This window comes from Streptomyces javensis, from assembly GCF_039525925.1.
GTDB classification, from domain to species: Bacteria; Actinomycetota; Actinomycetes; order Streptomycetales; family Streptomycetaceae; genus Streptomyces; species Streptomyces asiaticus.
The window spans coordinates 62,313-76,065 of record NZ_BAAAIF010000018.1; the positions used below are offsets into that span (position 1 = coordinate 62,313).

A 13,753-nucleotide genomic window follows, 5' to 3' on the forward strand; every position below is an offset into this window, starting at 1 on the left:
GGGAAAGTCTTGGCGAAGCTGGAGTTGGGGGTCGTCGGGCCCGCTCAGAGTGACGATCTTTACCACTTCACCGGCCGGAACGGGTCCCGGCCGACCTGGGTGCCGGAAGATATCCAGCGCATGACTCCACAAGAGCGGCTGGAATGCATTCTGAAGGAGGAACGCCTCCGGGCGTTTGCGCCCTTCGGGACAACGAGGGCGTGTGTGTGCTTCTCGGAGAGTCCCCCCGATCACCTCGAGCACCTCATCAGTATGGGCCGCTTTTCTCCCTGGGGAGTCGTCAGCGGCCGGGCCGGGCTCCTCGGGCTGGGAGGCGGCGCGGTGGCCTATGTGCCGGACGATGTATTTGATCGGTTCAAGGCGAGGGGGCTTGAACACTGGGCGGTGCGCACGGGCAGTGATTCAGCGTGGATGCACGAACGGGAGTGGCGCTTGCCCCTGACGAAAGACGCCGTCCGAATTTCTAGCGTGCGTGCCATCCTCGTGGGCGATCCCAACTGGCGGCCGTCGCCTGTCGAGACGGGCGAGTGGATCGACCGTTCGACGGGCGAACCGGCGCCAGGCCCGGACGGTAGTCCCCGCGTCGAACAGGTGAAGGGACTGCCCCGCCTGTGGCGGGAGTCAGCTATCTGGGTGTGGGACGCGGGGAGCGGGGCCGTGGTGAAGCACCCTCCCGGCGCATTGTGCTGAGTGATCAGCGGCCACCGCTACTTTCCACTCGGATATCCCCGGCCTCGCCCCCGCAGAATTGCTCCAGCAGCAACGGCGCCCCGAGGGCGGTGGCGGTGAGTTTACGGTGCGCGGCCTCCAGCGTCCGCAGGGCCGCGGGTAGCCCGGCGGGCGGGGCGGGCTGCCCATTGCGGGGGCGGCTGGGCGCGGTGGTCACCCACAGCTCGGCGACGTTGCCGCCCTGCAGGACCTTCAGGTCTCCGGCGGTCAGTGCCTGGTGGGTGGCGCGCCATCGGGCGAGGACCCCGCGGCTGACGGCGTCCAGCGGGTACCACTCGCCATCGACGCGGGCGCGCGGCAGTGCCCGCTCCAGCTCGAGGTCCTCCAGGCGCATCGGGTGTAGCGCGGACATGCCGGAGCCGGAGCACACCGCCAGGGCGACGACGGCGACCGAGCGCTCCCAGGTGGCGGTGAGCATCCCGGCGGGTTGATGGCCGGCGAGCAGGCGCAGCGTGCGGTGCGCCTCGGTAGGGGTGAGACGGTCGGCGAACTCCGGCGCTGGGGGCTTCAGCTCGAGCGGATGGCCGCAGAAGCGGGAGAAGGCGTTGATCGCGCTGGTGCGTGCCGCCTGAGAATTGACCGCGGCCTGGGTGTTCGGGCCCTGGAGGCCGGGGCGGCGCCGGGTGGCGCCCCGGCCGGCGGCGGCGAGCCAGGCGAGCGCGGTCTCCTCGTCGAGCACGTTCTCGGTGTCGATCTGGCTGGGGCCGCACTGGCGTACGGCGGCGAGCCACCCTACGTACTCGTCGAGGAAGGCGCGGCGCTGGCGGCGGGTGGAGTCTGCCTTGAGCGTGGCGACGAACTGGTTCACGGCGGTGGCGGCACGGCTGGGGACGGTGGTCATGGGGTGCTCCATCCCATCTCGCGGCGGGCTTGCTTGACCGCGCGGGCGGTGGGTGCGATGAAGGCGTGCATCAGCTGCAGGGTGCCGTCGCACTGTGCGCCGACGGCCGCGAGGTCGCGGTGCCGGCGTCCGCGGGTGCCCTTGCCCGAGGGGTCGACGAGGTCGAGTTCGTGGACCACCTCGTGGCGGGCGTTGAAGAACGGCTGGTGCCCGGTGAGTATCGCGTCATCGAGGGCGGGCTCGTTCTTCAGGCCCAGGGCGTTGCGGCAGCGGACGAGGTCGGCGGCGCCCTGGATGCTCGCGCCGGTCAGATCGCCGACGTACAGGTCGATCAGTGCGGAGCGGGGGTCGATGTCGACCACCGCCTTCTTCGTGGCCGCGGTCAGGTCACCGGTGAGGCGGTTGGCCATGAAGTGGCTGACGAACGCACCGTGCGCGGCGCCGGCGGTGAGCAGCAGCGTGTGCAGCGAGTCGCGGAGCAGGGTGCGCAGGCAGGCGTCGATACCGGCCGCGGTGAAGACGATGGCGGCCCGGGCCTGGTCGCGGTGGGTTTCGGAGACGGCGCCGCGCATGTCGTCCTGGGCGGCGCGTAGCTCGTTGAGCGTGACGAAGAGCCCGGAGACGGACTTGTGCGTGGCCACCAGGCGGGCCCAGCTGCGTTCGACTTCCGCCGGGCAGCCGTGGGGCTTGCGGGGCATGGCGCTGAGTTCCACGAGGGTCAGCTTCGACACGTCTCTCCTTGCCAGCCGTTCTGCGGCGACTCGCGGGTCTCCTCGTTCCGAAGTATGAAGTGTGTCCGACCCTCGTGTCACTAAATAACAGCAAGAAGCTAGCGATCACCGACCCCCCGCCCCCCAGCTGCCATCGTTTCGGCTCGTGTCGAACCGAGTTGTACGTGACGTTTCGATACGGACAATGCGCCCCTCGAGCCCCGGGACCAGCGCCCGATACCCGAGCCGAGCGTCTGATCTGGGCTTTCGGCTGCTTGCTGTTATTTTGATACACGGGGGTCGGACACACTTACAGCCCCCCGGCGTCTGCCCTCATCGACCGACCGGTGCGCAGACCTCAGTCGATACGGTTGTCCCCGTGGAGACGGTGCACCAACTGCGAGTATCAATGCCGGACATCGAGCCGGTCGTGTGGCGGCGGATCCACCTCTACTCGCAAACCCCACTGTCCGGGCTGCACGCCGTCATCCAAGTTGCCATGGGCTGGGACGATGTCCACCTGTACGAGTTCAGCGCCCAGTGGGAGACCTACGGGCACAGCGGGCGCGAGCCCTCTGCGCACACCGTCGCCCAGATGCTGCCCGAGGTGGGCAGCGGCGCAGGGTACGTGTATGACTTCGGCGACCACTGGATCCACCACATCACCGTGGAGAAGATCCACCGCCCCGCCGCGAACACCCACTATCCGCGGTGCAGCGCCGGCCGCCGGGCTTGCCCGCCCGAGGACTGCGGCGGCCCGCTTGGTTACGAACGCACCCTGCGAGCGGTCCGGGCCCGCAAAGGACCCCGCTACCGCGAACTGCGCGAGTGGGGCCGGCACAACTACAACCCCGCGGCATTCGACCGCGACGAGATCAACCGCGCCCTGGCCGATCCGACGTCCGTCGGCTACCCCGAACCCGCGCCGTGGCAGCGGGAGGTTCTCGACCTCTCCAGCCACCGATACCCCGGCACACCCGCCACGGCCGGTCAACCCGTTGACCACCCCCAGATCGGGCGGGAAGAGGACTCAGAGAAGTCCGAGCCTGCCGCCGAAGCGGTCAAGGCGTTGACCACCGAGCCGCCACCCACCATCCCCGACGCGGTCGACTTCGTCCTGGACGCACTCGACAAGGTCGACAAAGCCCGCGCCCTGCTCGGCGTCGCATTGCGGGCCGAACAGGCAAAGACCGGCGCCAGCGCCAACGAACTCGCCGAGCGCGTTCGCGGAGCGATGTCCCGCCCCCTGGTCCTCAAAGCCCTTCGGTGCACCGACTGACGAGTTGACCGGCCCCGTAGAGCCTTGATCAGGGACATCGGTACAGCGGGGTAGCTCATTCGCCGTTCGGGACATCCGGCGTTTCCAGCTCGTCCAGAAGCCGTTCCAGCTCCCGCCAGGACCGGGTCCGCTGGAGGGTGTGCAGGGGGCTGTCGAAGAGCAGCGCATGGCAGTGCTGGGTGATGGCCTTCAGCCCGTGCAGCTTGGCGTCCTCGTCCCGGTCCGAGATCCAAACCATGCGAGTGGTGCCTGAGTACCGCACCGCCAGCTCGGGGATCCGCGCTCCGCCATACGCGAAAGCGAGCTGTCCGGCATTGTCGGCGAGGTCCTTGGTCGTCTGGTCGACCTTCGCACGCCACCGAGCGCGCTCTTCCCACAGCGCCGTGCGGACTGTGCTAGTCGCCTCCGGGGGCACCGGCGTTGCGAGCAGCCGGGTCGTGACGGAGAGGAGGGTGAGCATGTCGCCCTGAAACGTCTCGCGGACCTTCATCTTCGTCTGGAAGCGCCGGTTGCGGACTTCGAGCAGGGGTGAGATGTACCGTCCAGCGACTATCAAGGTGAGCAAGGACGTCGCGATCGAGATCAACGCGGGCGAAGTGCTCCACGAGGGCATCCAGTCAGACATGGCCGCGATTGTGGCGGGTACGCGTTACCCGCGAACAGGCTGGAACGAACACGGACTGCGGTGCCCGTGGACGGACCACGTTCGGGGTGCCGTCTCGGGCGCGGATAATGCCGGACGCTCTGCCATCAGCTCACTGGAACTGGAGATCGCAGAACAGGTGCACGGTCACGGCCAGCGGCACCCCGGATACGGAACACCCCAGGGCTGATCTCCTCGGAGCGGCGACGGATGTCGGTGTACAACTTGGCTGGCCACTGCGTTTCCAGTGACCACAGGGCCCAGGTCAGGTTGGCGTCAGTCAGAGTGGCACCCCTGAGGTCTGTGTCGGTCAGGACTGCCCGGGTCAGGTCAGCGCGAACCATGATGGCTCCGTTCACAGCGGAGCCGCTGAATCGCGCGAGCGTCAGGGTAGCCTCGCTGAGGTCGGTGTCGGTCAGGACCGCCCGGGTCAGATCCACGCTGATGAGGCGGGCACGCCTCAGATTTGCGCTGCTCAAGTCGGCACGAGGCAGAATGGCTTCGCTGAGGTCGGCCTCAACCAAAGTGGCTCCAGCCAAGTTGGCGTCGGTCAGGCGTGCTCGCGTCAGGCCTGCGCGAGTCAGGTCGGCGCGAGTCAGATTGGCGCCAATCAGGTCGGCGTCATGAAAGCCAACGTCGGTGAGGGTGGCCCCGCTGAGGTCGGCATTGGTCAGAATGGCATTGCCCCTACCATCGCTGAGGTCGGCGCCTCGCAGATCGGCGCCGGTCAGGTCGGCCTTGTCCAGGTCGGCGTGAGTTATCTTCGCCGTGGTCAGACGGACACCAACCAAGCTCCCGCTGGTCAGGTCGCCGCTGGCTAGGCGGATGCCGCTCATGTCCGCCTCGGCCAGACGAGCGCCAGTCAAACGAGCATCGGTCAAGTCAGCGCGAACCAGATTGGCGCCGATCAGGCTGGCATCACTTAGGTCCGCTCCGCTGAGGTCGGTGTCAGCCAGCATGACGCGGGACAGTTCCCTGCCGCGCAGATCCCGACCAGACAGGTCTTCGCGAATCAAGTCAACGGGCAAGGGCCGACATGCGTGGGCCGACGACAGGAAAACAGGATCTGTCCGTGTCATGAGTGCCCAGAAACGCGCCCTCCAGCTCGCCTCACGCGGGGCGGGGGTGACTGAGAAGATTGGATGGGCTCGTGTGAAAAGCGCCCAGAACTGGGCGAACGCGGGGCTGACTTGAATCACCGCTCCGTCTCTCCTACCGGCACGGGCATGGGAACCTCAGTAGGGGCGACCGCCTGGCTGCGGAGGCTATCGATGATCTTCGGTGCTCCGATGCCGGCTACGCCTGCTCCAAGTCCGCCTGAAATATCGCCCCATGAGCCCAGTGCGGCAGCCACGCCGAAACCGAGCGCGGTCCGACAGAGAACCATCAGTAGATAGATCCCGCACGCAGGTCCGTTTTGGAGTTTCCACGGCAGGTTGCCTTTGTCCTTCAGCACCCGGACAAAGTCCGTAAGCTCTCCCAGAGCGGCCCCAACGGCCCCCCACTGAGCTGCTTGCCACCACTCCACCAGCTACTCCTTCGGACAGCCTCCACGCAACTTCAGGCTTGTGGGGGCTCCGCTGCGACCGCTTCGAACGGCTTGGTGTGGGACACAGTGATAGAGGGACCCGGCTTCCCCTTCGCACAGATTAGGACGCATGTGTGCGTAAATTCCAGCAACCACGCCGGGCCGCAGTTGGGGCTCGCTGGAGCGGAGTACGAGAGAAGCATCACGAGGCACAGGCGCTCGAACCGGGAACGGCCCCTGCTCAGCGACCGGATTGTGGTCCGTAGCGCGCGAGCGGCCCGGTACTGAAACGCCAGATGACCCGGCAGTCCGCCTGACGCCGGCGCCCGGAGCGGCCAGCTGTCGTCTCTGGCGCCCCCTTTCCGCGGCACATTCGGCAAGGAGGCGTCGTGAACCGCTTCGTCGTCGGGGGATTCGCCGACCGACGGACCCGGACATGCGTCAGCTCCCCCTGGCGGCCGTCCACGGTCCGGCGCGCCGCGGCAGGGGTACCTGCCTGCGGCGGGACTTCCCGTGACCGGCACAGATGCCATGCCATGATTATGGAGACATCACGGTCGGACACACCGCATGTCTGGGCAGACAGCTTGGCTGCTGCACGCATGCCGTTGGTCTGTGGAGGTTGGGCGCACCGTGTCCGGGGTCCGCGCCCATCCTCCACAGACCAACGGCATGCCCGTACAACGAGGAACGAGGAGACCTGTGCCCAGGGCCACGACGGCTTACCGGCGTGTCGCCGACACGCTGAGGGAACAGATCAAGGACGGCACGCTCAAGCCCGGTGACCGAATCGGGAGCCTGTCCGAGCTGCAGGAGCAGTTCGGCGTCTCCGATACGGTCATTCTGGAAGCGCGCAAGGTCCTGGTGGCCGAAGGGCTGCTACAGCCGCGCGCTGGCGACGGCACCTACGTGCGGGATCGGCCGATACCGAAGCGGCTGCTTCGCAACGGAACGGGCCCGGGCCAGCCGCCGTTCCGGCCCGAGGAGGACGAGGGCGCTCTGTTTCCGGAGGTCGTAGAGGAAGCCGGAAAGGTGGCAGCGCCGGCCGAGGTAGCTCGGCGGCTAGGCATCAAGCCCGGTCGGAAGGTGGTGCGGCTGCGGCAGATCTTCCGGCATGACGGTGCCCCCATACAGCTGGTGACCACGCACGTGGCCAAGGTCGCTGATCTCAGGACGGCTGCGCCGCTGTGGGAAGACGAGCTGTCGGCCCGCCCAGCCACCGACTCTGAGGGGCGAGCCTTGGAGGGTGTTGCCGGTCATCTGGTCACTGTGGTGACGCGGACCGAGCGCAGCGAGAGCGGGCGGACGCTGCGGGTGGTGGAGACGGTGGTCCTCGCCGATCGGTTCACCGTCGTCTACCAGCAGCAGGGCCAGAACTGACATGGCCGGGAGCAGGGAGCATTGGAGCGAACTGCACAGGTAGTTCCGCTGCTTTCCCCTTCCCGGCCGTCACCAGGGCCTGTGTGACGGCATGCTGTACCGCCTGGACGTAGGTTGTGAAGGCGGCGGTGGTGTTGACCCGGTTGGGTCGCGACAGGTCTCCGCCGGCGAAGAACGCCTGCCGCTGGGCGGTGGTCAGTTCCAGCTGCACGCCCATGTTCCGGCTGCTCCGGTTGGCAATGTTCGCCGGGTCGTTGCCGTCGAGGTCGTCGGCGGCCAGCTGGACAGTGAACCCGGCCTGAACGAGGGCCAGGGCGATACGGTCGCGCAGGGCATAGTCCAGGCCGCCGACGTAGGTGGCTGGGTCGGTCCCGGCCGCGCCGTGCCAGGAGATGACGTGGCTGGCGGCTGAGACCAGGGCGAGAGCCTGTGGTTCGTCGAAGCGAGTGGCGGTGATGTGCAGGTTGCCGTTGCCCGCGGGCTTGAGGGCTTCTAAGACATACAGGTCGTTGATAGTGCCAGCCGCGGCCGACGACAGCTCCGAGGTACCCGGCTCGATGCCGCCGCCGTGGATGGCGAGATGGAGCAGGCTGGAGCACTGCGAAGAGCGCCAGGTGCGCTGGTAGTCCACTCCCTCAATCTGGTGACGGGCCAGGTCGGCGTACGAGGTGTACAGGCCGGTCGTCATCAGTCGGCCCTGTGGGTCCAGGCGTTGCTGCACTTGAGGTTCTCCTTCGTGCCTTCGGCAGCGGCGAGGGGTACTGCGGCGTGGCGGAGGCGCACGTTCTCTTCTTCGCGGTGGGGTGTGGTTATCGGCCGAGGGCGGTCCAGATCGCCACGACCAGGCCGCCGAGGGCGATCAGGGCGCTGAGGGCGGGCAAGGGCCAGCGGTTGCGTTCGAGTGCGGCGACCCGCTCTTCGAGTTCCTTCATAGCGGCGTCCGTCTGGTCGGATCGTTGGCCCAGGAGTGCGAGCTGGCCATGGATGCGAGCCAGCCCGACTTCGAGGACGCGGCGAACTTCGGCCAGTTCAAGGGCGACCTCTTCGCCGGGCATCGGCTCGTCTCCTCAGTGGGTCAGGGGTGGGTGGTGGTGGCTGCCGGGTCGGTGGTGGCCGGCAGCCAGGATGCGGTGCCGGTGCGGCCGAGGACGGTGCCGATGGCGCCCTTGAGAATGGTCAGGGCGGCCGGGATGGCGGCGACGGCGGCGGACTGCAGGGTGGAGAGGTTGACCAGGTCGGTGGTGCCGGCTGCGAGCAGCAGGCCGAGGAACGCCTCGACGTAGGTCAGGACTGCGCGCTCGGCGATGTCGGCGAGGGCCTTGGTGCCGCGGGTCAGAACCATGGGTGGTACCTCCAGAGATGGTGGGTGGGGTGGTCGCGGTCAGGCGACGGCCGTGAAGCTATGGCGTGCGGCCAGGCGCTTGAGGCTGGTCAGGCCCGGGATGCCGTCGGCGTCCTTGCCGGTGTAGGAGCCGCCGGCCTTGCTGCGCTGCCAGGCGGCGTATGCGGTGACCGTCTTGCTGCCGAAGGAGCCGTCGGCGTACTTGGCCGCGAGCAGGCCCTCGGCGACGAGGGCGTTCTCAACGACCTTGACTTCCGTCTTGTAGGTGGTGTGGCCGTCCGCCGCGGGGACGTCCGCGCGGGCGGCGGCAGCCAGGTGGGAGACGCTGACCTTCGGCTTGGCCGGGGTCGGTTTCGGATCGGCCGGGGCGGTCTTCTTGTACAGGACCTTGACCGTGCTGATCGCTCCTGGGTCCTTGTGGTCGTTGCCCGGGACGTCGCCGTGCGAGAAGTGGCCGCCCTTGGACTGCCAGACGCTGCGCGAGCGCGCCTTGTCCACCCCCGGGTACTTCGCTGGCGGCCCGGCCGGCCAAGTGTCCGGCACGCCCCACGATCGGCAGGCCGCCAGGATCTTCTGCCAGCCCGGCTTCTTCGCCGGGTCCCAGCCGTTGGTCCAGGGGCTCTTGGCGTAGCCGAGGACCTCGATCTGGATGCAGACGCGGCCTTCCCGGTTGGTCCGCCTCGAGCCGTCGTTGCGCAGTGCCCGGCCGCTCTGGTTCAGCGGTCCGAACTGCCCAACCCTGTCGGTGACGGGGCAGTAGATGAGCTGCGGTTCCGAGGCAACGCGGATGAGGTACGAGCCGACCGACTCGAGGTACTTGCCGCCAGCCGGGGACTCGGTCGTGTGGTGGACGACTCGCGGCGGGTTGCCGGGGGTGTCCATGGCGCCGCCGATGACACCGTTGCCCAGGCGGATCGCGCCGGAGATCCACACAGTTCCGCGAGCCGCGCCGCGCTGCAGCGCCTCGGTGTCGCCGGTGTTCGTGCGGAGGAAGGGCTCGGGGGCGTGGACCTTGGCCGGGGTGGCGTCGGTCGGCTGGTACCAGTCGAGGTCGCCGTCTTCGCGCACGACGAACAGCGAGCCCGGGTGGCTCGGGTGGTCGGCGGTGAAGCGCGGCGTGTGGGCGAGGTCTGCGATGGCGCGGGCTTCGGCGACGTGGTCCTCGTCGACAGTGCCGCAGTAGGTGACGGACTGGTCAGGACGGACAATCGCGGCGTGGTAGCCGGGCATGTGGCGGGCTCCTCGTCAGGCGTGGAGATGGATCACGTCGATCTGCTGGCGCAGCTCGAGGGAGGTGGGCAGACGCAGTCGGGTGATCGCCGTCGTCGCTCCAGGAGCGCGACCAGGCTTGGGTAGCGTCCGCCAGAGCGACGTCGGGGACCTCGCTGGTGAGTTCGGGGGCTTCCAGGCCAGCGGCCGGAGCGTGCGGGTGCCGTGGCGGTGGCGGTCCGCGAGCGAGCGGGCGTCGAGCACCTGGTGGCGGCTGCGCGCCGGATGAAGGTGGTGTCGGCGGGTCAGTACGCCGTGTGAGGTGGGCACCAGTTGGTCCGCTTCTCCCCCGCGCCCTGGGTTGGGCTGTCCCCGTCGTTGCTGTGCTGGGGATCCCTCGGGGCGTGGTGCGGACCGTGGTGACGGCCGGAGGCGGGCGGAGGGTCGCGCGCTGGTTCCGTGATCAATGATAGAGGTGTGCCGTGGGTAGGGCTCCCCGCGTTGGGTTGGGCGTCAGGGCACGGGTTCGAGGCGGAGCCAGGAGTCGGCGAAGACGGTGGTTTCCACCGTGCTTGAGGACCCTTGGGCCCACTGCAGGGCGTAGAGGCCGCCGGTTCCTTGGACCCGCAGGATGCCCATGATGAACACGCTGTAGGGCTGGGCATCACCCGTGCCGCCGAAGGTGCGTGCCTGGGAGATGTCGTTGCTTTCTGCGCGGAGCAGGTAGCCGCGGGTGCTGGCGGTGTCAGCGATCAGCGTTCCTGGGCCGTCGTTCGTGCTGATCAGGGTGACGCCGGGGCCGTGGCCGGCCCATTCGCCGAGTGCTCCGGATGGGATGGTCCAGTCGAGGACGATGTCGCCGTCGGTTCCTGCGCTGTACTTGATCCAGCCGGTGAGGAGATAGGTGGTGCTCGGTGAGACGGTGAACCGGAGTTCTGGGTCGTCGGTGAGCCCGGTTGAGGTGCGGGAGCGGTCGCTGGTGGCGCGGGCGACCAGGGGCGTGCCGATGCCGTTCGCGGTGACTTTCCCGGTGACCTGGAGGTCGCACGGGCCGGACCCGTTGTCGCTGATGGTCACGGTGGGCCGGGCGAGGCTGTTGGACTTGGCGTTCAGCCGGATGGTGGCGGGTGGGTTGGCCTGTGTGGCGCTTCCGGAATCGATGACGAGTTGTGCGGCTTTGCTTGAGGGGGCGAGGGTGAAGGACAGGCCGCCGTCTGTGATGGCTGCGCCGTCGATGGTGTTGAAGATCAGTTTTCCGTTGGCGAGCTGTGAGTAGATGTTCACGGGGGACTGGAAGCCCCTGGACCAGAAGCCTCCGCCGCCGTAGTTCCCTTCCGGGACGACTTGGGCGACGACGTCGTCGTTGGCGTTGTAGACCGTGATGGTGTTGGTGACGTAGTTCAGGACGATGCGCTGGCCGGACGAGGCTGTCTGTATGGTGCTGCCCGTGATCGTGCCGCCGGTGATGTTCTTGCCCGCGATGGCGTCGGCGGCGATGAGGTCGGCGGTGACGGCGCCGGCGGAGATGTCCGTGGTCGCGGCTTTACGGGGGCTGCCGACCACCGTGCTGGTGGCGGCGCCAGCGACACCGGAGGTGGTGCGGGTGCGGAGGCGGACGAAGTGGGTGCTGTAGGGCACCGGCACGGTGACGGTGCCGCCCTGCGGCGACTCGATGGTGTCGCGCAGCGTGGCTTGGTCTGGTGTGAAATCCGGGGCCAGGCCGATGTGGACCTCACATCGCATCCAGTCCAGGGGGGCGTAGTCGGCGTCGGCGAAGCCGCCGTCCCAGGTGATGGTCAGGGCGGCGAGGGCGGATTCGACGAAGGGAGCGGTGGGGGTGGGCGGGGTCGGTCCGTTGACGACGTTGATCCCGGTGGTGCCGTCGGGCTGCTGCCCGACGATCGCGCGCAGGCTGCCGTCGGCGTCGTAGACCTCGACTGCGCCGTCCTCGAGGGAGGAGTACGCCAGGCGGGAGGTGCGGGTCTGCTGGGTGAGTCGGCGCTCGAGGTTTGCGATGCGGGCCGCCAGTTTCGTCAGGTCGTTCGCCATGAGGGGTCAGCTTCCGTAGTAGTAGCGGTCGGCGCGGGCGAGGGTGAGGGTGATGCGCTCGGGTTCTTGGCCCTGTGGGGGGCGCAGCGTCCAGCCGGTGATGCGGCACCAGCCGTCGAAGTCGGACCACTGGTCGTGCAGAGAGACCCGGACGTCGTCACCTACCTGCCAGGCACCGACTGGGGCGGCGGGGTGGTCGATGATCTGGATCTCGGTGACTTCGCCGAGGATCTGGCGTGCGGTGCGTTCGGTGCGGGCCCGGGCGGCGAGCCGGTCGTTGCCCTTCTCTGCGGGCACCTCCAGGACGTGCTCCAGACGGAGGCGGCCGTTGCGGACGGCTTCGATGGCGCGACGGCGGTTGCGGCCCTCGCCGGCGCCGAGGGCGATGACGACCTGGGCGTAGGTGTCGGCGTCGTAGGTGACCGGCACGGTGGTGCCGACGTTGATTCCGGAGGTGAACGACAGGTCGGTGCGGCGGGTGCCCAGGCGGGGCCAGCCCAGGCGGATCCGCCCGGCCGGTCGGCCGACGGACCAGTCCGTGGCCTCGGTCCACTCCGGGCCGCCCTCGAGCTGGGTCATGTCGTCGACGACGTCGCCGAGCACGGGAGCGTCCCACCAGTCGATGCTGTAGGGCTCCTTGGTGTTGCCGGCCTTGACGGTGCTGGTGGTGGTATCGACCCTGACACCCAGGTCGCCGTCGGGCTGGGTTTGGGCGTAGGCCCATACGTCACGGATCACCGTGCACGGATCGGCATTGGCGTAGGGGCCTCGGCCGGCGAGGTTGCCGTGCACATCGTGGCGGCGGTGCAGGTAGCTGCCCCAGCCGGATGCTTCGATCGGGTAGGCGGCGCCCTCCGGTTCGGCGCGCCACAGCAGACCGCCCCATAGGAGCGTGTCGTCGCGTTCGGCGGTCAGCGCTGTGTTGCCCGGGTCGAGCTGGGCGGGCAGCAGGTGGGCGAAGCGCGGCTCCAGACGGCCGGAGAAGTCGCCGGCGGCATTCCGGGCGGACCCGAACTCGACCTGTGACAGCGGCAGGTCGGTGGCGAGCAGCTCTCCGGTCAGCGCGTGCCAGCTGCGGTAGCGGTACATGGGCACGTCTACACCGCGCCCTCGGAGAACTCGATGTCGGCGATCAGGGACGTGCCTCCGTCGACGCTGAGGTCGCCGGTCTCGATCTTGTACATGTATGTCTGCAGATACAGGGTCTGGGTGGTGCCGCGCATGGAGGCGGGGATGGAGAGGCTGTCGGCGAGCACCACGGTGTTGCGGCGGGTCTGGCTGCCCTGGTCGTCGTCAACGGCGGTGTTCTGGCCTTGCACGCTGCCGAAGACGTTTTGCATCGCTGCGAACACGTCGGCGCGGGTCAGGCGCAGTCCGGCGATGGTCGTGACGAGCTTGGCGCTGGTGGCCCAGGTGGGTACCGGGATGGTCCATTTGGCGGCGGTCGGCCAGGTGTGCCATTTGTTGTCAGAGTACGTCAGGGTGCTCAGGGAGGAGGGAAACGCGGTGTACAGCTTGCGGTCGCGGCGCGGGTTCGCGATGTGCCGCACGTCTTTGATCATCGAATCGGTGATGACCGAGGTGTTCGCGGGGATGTCGAGGCGAGCGAGCGGAACGCCGGTCATGCCGGCCGGCACCTCTGTGGTAGTGGCCGGCACGTTGCTGACCACATGGAAGTAGCCGATCGCGTCCTTCTCCGGGTCCCGGGTGCCCTCGTACTCGGGGTCTTCGACGCGCAGGCACAGCAGGTCCGAGCGGGCGGTCGCTCCGGTGGGAGCGATCGGCACGGTGGCGTAGCCCACGTTGTACTGGGTGTATGAGCCCTGTCCCCAGGTGGCGCCGCGGATGACGGCCGAGCCGTCGGCCACCCGCACAGCGGCGTCCGGGGTGGCCGACTGGCGCACTTTCAGGTCGTCGCCCTCGGTGATGCCCTGGGAGTTGTGGGAGAGGTCGCGGACCATCATGCGGAACGCGCGGGCTTCATGGGTGCCGCCGTGGGTGAGCAGGGGCGGGTTGATCAGCGTCACGAGCGACTCCTCCGAG

The 13,753-nt window shown here is 68.4% G+C and carries 15 protein-coding genes; 3 read left to right on the forward strand and 12 right to left on the reverse strand.

Features of this window, described 5'->3' with window-relative positions; all coding sequences use genetic code 11:
- Positions 1–9 precede the first annotated feature (9 nt).
- Positions 10–690 (forward strand): hypothetical protein, encoded by a 681-nt coding sequence (locus ABD329_RS18530; RefSeq protein WP_198274900.1) that lies wholly within the window; start codon positions 10–12, stop codon positions 688–690.
- A 4-nt stretch (positions 691–694) separates the two neighbouring features.
- Here the strand turns inward: ABD329_RS18530 and ABD329_RS18535 are convergent, their stop codons facing one another.
- Together ABD329_RS18535 and ABD329_RS18540 are read right to left on the reverse strand one after the other, a co-directional pair.
- Positions 695–1,570, reverse strand: a complete 876-nt coding sequence (locus ABD329_RS18535) for a hypothetical protein (protein WP_198274899.1) — start codon at positions 1,568–1,570, stop codon at positions 695–697.
- A complete protein-coding gene (locus ABD329_RS18540) occupies positions 1,567–2,301 on the reverse strand; it encodes a hypothetical protein (RefSeq protein WP_198274898.1) in 735 nt (244 codons plus the stop codon). Before ABD329_RS18540 ends, ABD329_RS18535 begins: the two co-directional genes overlap by 4 nt.
- A 358-nt stretch (positions 2,302–2,659) precedes the next feature.
- Here ABD329_RS18540 and ABD329_RS18545 point away from each other — a divergent pair, with 358 nt between their 5' ends.
- Positions 2,660–3,559, forward strand: coding sequence for a plasmid pRiA4b ORF-3 family protein (locus ABD329_RS18545; protein WP_198274897.1), 900 nt, complete (start codon positions 2,660–2,662; stop codon positions 3,557–3,559).
- A gap of 55 nt (positions 3,560–3,614) precedes the next feature.
- Here the strand turns inward: ABD329_RS18545 and ABD329_RS18550 are convergent, their stop codons facing one another.
- Together ABD329_RS18550 and ABD329_RS18555 are read right to left on the reverse strand one after the other, a co-directional pair.
- Complete coding sequence (locus tag ABD329_RS18550) at positions 3,615–4,184, reverse strand: hypothetical protein (protein ID WP_198274896.1); 570 nt, start codon at positions 4,182–4,184, stop codon at positions 3,615–3,617.
- Positions 4,185–4,309: 125 nt separating this feature from the next.
- Positions 4,310–5,281, reverse strand: a complete 972-nt coding sequence (locus ABD329_RS18555; RefSeq protein WP_281404581.1) for a pentapeptide repeat-containing protein — start codon at positions 5,279–5,281, stop codon at positions 4,310–4,312.
- 1,151 nt (positions 5,282–6,432) lie between these two features.
- On the opposite strand from ABD329_RS18555, the gene ABD329_RS18560 reads away from it, so the two are divergent.
- Positions 6,433–7,110: a GntR family transcriptional regulator gene (locus ABD329_RS18560; protein ID WP_198274894.1), complete on the forward strand. Its 678-nt coding sequence runs from the start codon at positions 6,433–6,435 to the stop codon at positions 7,108–7,110.
- Here the strand turns inward: ABD329_RS18560 and ABD329_RS18565 are convergent.
- From ABD329_RS18565 to ABD329_RS18600, 8 genes are all read right to left on the reverse strand, one after another.
- The gene (locus tag ABD329_RS18565; RefSeq protein ID WP_344316655.1) at positions 7,076–7,831 is read right to left on the reverse strand and encodes a poly-gamma-glutamate hydrolase family protein; all 756 of its coding nucleotides are present in this window, start codon (positions 7,829–7,831) and stop codon (positions 7,076–7,078) included. The genes ABD329_RS18560 and ABD329_RS18565 overlap by 35 nt on opposite strands.
- An 88-nt stretch (positions 7,832–7,919) precedes the next feature.
- A complete protein-coding gene (locus ABD329_RS18570) occupies positions 7,920–8,165 on the reverse strand; it encodes a hypothetical protein (RefSeq protein WP_198274892.1) in 246 nt (81 codons plus the stop codon).
- Between the two features lie 20 nt (positions 8,166–8,185).
- Positions 8,186–8,452, reverse strand: coding sequence for a hypothetical protein (locus ABD329_RS18575; protein WP_198274891.1), 267 nt, complete (start codon positions 8,450–8,452; stop codon positions 8,186–8,188).
- 39 nt (positions 8,453–8,491) lie between these two features.
- Positions 8,492–9,682, reverse strand: coding sequence for a peptidoglycan-binding protein LysM (locus tag ABD329_RS18580; protein WP_246618101.1), 1,191 nt, complete (start codon positions 9,680–9,682; stop codon positions 8,492–8,494).
- Between the two features lie 15 nt (positions 9,683–9,697).
- Entirely contained in the window at positions 9,698–9,991 is a 294-nt protein-coding gene (locus tag ABD329_RS18585; protein ID WP_198274890.1) for a hypothetical protein, read from the reverse strand.
- A gap of 183 nt (positions 9,992–10,174) precedes the next feature.
- Positions 10,175–11,710: a hypothetical protein gene (locus ABD329_RS18590; protein ID WP_344316656.1), complete on the reverse strand. Its 1,536-nt coding sequence runs from the start codon at positions 11,708–11,710 to the stop codon at positions 10,175–10,177.
- 6 nt (positions 11,711–11,716) lie between these two features.
- Entirely contained in the window at positions 11,717–12,805 is a 1,089-nt protein-coding gene (locus ABD329_RS18595) for a hypothetical protein (protein WP_198279635.1), read from the reverse strand.
- A gap of 2 nt (positions 12,806–12,807) precedes the next feature.
- Complete coding sequence (locus tag ABD329_RS18600) at positions 12,808–13,737, reverse strand: hypothetical protein (protein WP_198279634.1); 930 nt, start codon at positions 13,735–13,737, stop codon at positions 12,808–12,810.
- Between the last annotated feature and the right edge of the window lie 16 nt (positions 13,738–13,753).

Coding starts and splice junctions, on each gene's coding strand:
- ABD329_RS18555 (WP_281404581.1), bottom strand. CDS start 5,281: ATGACACGGACAGATCCTGTTTTCCTGTCGTCGGCCCACGCATGTCGG.
- ABD329_RS18590 (WP_344316656.1), bottom strand. CDS start 11,710: ATGGCGAACGACCTGACGAAACTGGCGGCCCGCATCGCAAACCTCGAG.
- ABD329_RS18580 (WP_246618101.1), bottom strand. CDS start 9,682: ATGCCCGGCTACCACGCCGCGATTGTCCGTCCTGACCAGTCCGTCACC.
- ABD329_RS18570 (WP_198274892.1), bottom strand. CDS start 8,165: ATGCCCGGCGAAGAGGTCGCCCTTGAACTGGCCGAAGTTCGCCGCGTC.
- ABD329_RS18575 (WP_198274891.1), bottom strand. CDS start 8,452: ATGGTTCTGACCCGCGGCACCAAGGCCCTCGCCGACATCGCCGAGCGC.
- ABD329_RS18535 (WP_198274899.1), bottom strand. CDS start 1,570: ATGACCACCGTCCCCAGCCGTGCCGCCACCGCCGTGAACCAGTTCGTC.
- ABD329_RS18550 (WP_198274896.1), bottom strand. CDS start 4,184: ATGTCTGACTGGATGCCCTCGTGGAGCACTTCGCCCGCGTTGATCTCG.